The 2483-nt window shown below is 57.1% G+C and carries 2 protein-coding genes and 1 pseudogene; 1 reads left to right on the forward strand and 2 read right to left on the reverse strand.

What is annotated here, in order from left to right; all coding sequences use genetic code 11:
• Positions 1-714: relaxase/mobilization nuclease domain-containing protein (locus C8N44_RS22925; RefSeq protein ID WP_158274142.1), on the forward strand; the 714-nt coding region annotated here is incomplete at its 5' end.
• Positions 715-801: 87 nt separating this feature from the next.
• Here the strand turns inward: C8N44_RS22925 and C8N44_RS23270 are convergent.
• The gene (locus C8N44_RS23270; RefSeq protein ID WP_146178917.1) at positions 802-1704 is read right to left on the reverse strand and encodes a CAAX protease; all 903 of its coding nucleotides are present in this window, start codon (positions 1702-1704) and stop codon (positions 802-804) included.
• A 280-nt stretch (positions 1705-1984) separates the two neighbouring features.
• A pseudogene (locus C8N44_RS23515) lies at positions 1985-2483 on the reverse strand (LPD7 domain-containing protein); the annotation flags it as partial.

The raw sequence follows: 2483 nt of genomic DNA on the forward strand, positions 1-2483 counted from the left end.
ACCAGCATCGTGTTCTCGATGCCCGGCACGGCAAATGCGGAAGCGGTGAAAGACGCGGTCAGGGCTCTGGCAAGGCAGGAGTTTCAAGGGCGGCATGACTACGCGATGGCCCTGCACACGGATACGCATCACCCCCATGTGCACCTGACGCTGCGCACCGTTGGCGAAGACGGTCAAAAGCTGAACTTGCGGAAAGCCGATCTGCAACGCCTGCGGGACACGTTTGCCGAGAAGCTACGGACGCGTGGTATCGAGGCGGAGTCCACTCCTCGCCATGCCCGCGGCGTGACGCGCCGGGGAGAGGTCACGCCGGTCTACAAGATCAGGCAACGGGGCGGTAAGCCCCTCGCCGATGCCCGGAAAATGCGCCAGGTCCGGCGCGATCTTGAAGACAACGGTGGTCGCTTGCCGCAGAAGGCATGGGATGACGCGTTGATCGCGCGGCGCAACAGGGTGATGGCGACTTATGACCAAGCCGCGATGATCTTGGCTGGCTCAGCTGACCCGAAGGATCGTGACTTGGCGCGGGAAACCAAACGGTTTGCAGCGCGGCTGACCGAGACGACGACGCAACGCGCCGAGATTGCTCGTTCCCTAGCGGGGCAGGGTGCTGCGCAGTCCGCGCCTCGCGAGCGCGGGAGTACGGTGGATAGTCCTGTACGGCATCAGGACCTGTCGAAGGGAAGGCCTGAGAGGGGCGGTCGCGAGCGATAGAAGCTGTTGTGGCCGGAGCGGGCCATAAAGCCAGAGGTTAGCCCCGTAGAGGATGCACTATCCTTGATGCTTTCTTGTACATGCAACCTAAAGAGGCTGCACAATGAAGAGGCGTTTCGTTCGCCCGCGGACTACTGCAACGGTGGCTTCGTCGTCACTGAAAAGTTTCATCATTTTGCCCTTAGGTTTGATATTAAGGGGCGCCGATTGTTTCTGGTATCGGCGTATCTCGGCCACCGATGCGATGCGGTTAGCATGGGCTAGTACTCCAGATCTCCTGAGTACATCTGCCTTGGAGGGCTCGATGAGTTCTATAAAGTTAAATATTTTCAATATTTTGCCTTGGACGTACTGTACTGCATCTTCAGCATTTAGAACGCCGTGAGCTTTCCATGCAGGTTCGTTGTGATGCACGCGGTTACGAAACAGCCGGATGTCTGCAACGGCTTCCCTTGCCGTTCGCAGCGTGACTTTGTCCGAGGGACTCGGCCATGTCCCCCGGAATACTTTTCGAAGATGCTTCGGCCAGATAGATACAGGGCATAAAAATTCTTCGTCCAGAATGTACTCCCACGTCGAAAAGTCGGTTTTCGCGATTACTTCGTGATGGGACGGCGTGGCGCCTATGATCCCGTAGCGCTTTTCCTTTTCTTTCTTTGCGGATCTATGTGCGCTGGCAAAATTGTCTTTGAGCTTTTTGACCGGATCCGGAGCGCTGGCGCCAGCTGCATAGCTTTTGTAATGTAACTTCGATCCAGACCACCAACGCGTACCGAGCGCTGGTTGAAGCGCGACGTCCACTGAGTTCCGTACTGTTACCTCTGCAGCTGTGATAAGGTTGTAGAGAGCTGAGCACAGCGCTATGTTCCAATAATAGGCACCCATAGCTTGGTCATCGTTTGTACATCCGAACACGCTAACATAACTGTTTAGGCGCTCTCGGGTGATGACGCCGTCAATCACAGGTGAATTGGCAGGTACAAATAGCATATGCTCTCTCAATGACTTGACGCGACACTACTGTTGTGTTAGGTGTCCTTCAAGGCTGGTGGAAGCGTCTAAACCCTGTTGGGAGGAACTTTCGCAAAGGCCATACGAACACACCCCGGCCTTGAGCCGGGGCTTTTCGTTTGTATGGGGTGTCGAATGTGATGCCGAGGCAAGTCACATCTATCCTTTGTACCGAGGCTGTCCTCGTCATCATGAGCCAGCTGGTCCGAGGTTCTACTTGTGACGATACGAGTAGAACTGCGGGTGTTGTCCAAGAGCCCTATCTTGAGCGGTTACCCTTGGTCTGATCCAACATTTGGCGCTCAGGAACAGGTCTCGCCTCCTTGGCGGTCGCTCCATGCGCTTGCGCCTCTTGCTCCTTTGTGACGTTGGCGAGTTTCTGGACCGGGATCTGCCTTCTGGCCTTCATCCCCTGAGATAGAAGCTTGGCGGCGTGGTCGCGGGCGGTCTCGCGGTCCTTTTCCGAAACCCCTTCAGCCCGAAGCCGCGCGTCCATGTGGGCCAGAACGCTGGCCGGGCCTTTGGCGGCATGGTCGCCCGGTTCGTAGCGCTTGATCCGGTCTTCGAGCCGATCGGATTTTGTGTCCTGCTCGCGTTGCTTGTCGGCCATCGGCTTTTCCTCGGTGGTTGTTTGCGCCGCAAATTTGCCCTGTGCCGTACGCTGCTGTGGCTGTGCTTCGCGCTCGATGTCCCTGGCGTCCCAGAGGCGACGGTGTCCCTGCCGTTCGACTTCCTCGCCGGTCTTCTGATCCTTGGTC

Source organism: Allosediminivita pacifica (assembly GCF_003054175.1).
Taxonomy (GTDB): Bacteria; Pseudomonadota; Alphaproteobacteria; order Rhodobacterales; family Rhodobacteraceae; genus Allosediminivita; species Allosediminivita pacifica.

What these genes read in the sequence shown, in the direction of transcription:
- C8N44_RS23270 (WP_146178917.1), bottom strand. Translation starts at nt 1,704, where the DNA reads ATGCTATTTGTACCTGCCAATTCACCTGTGATTGACGGCGTCATCACC.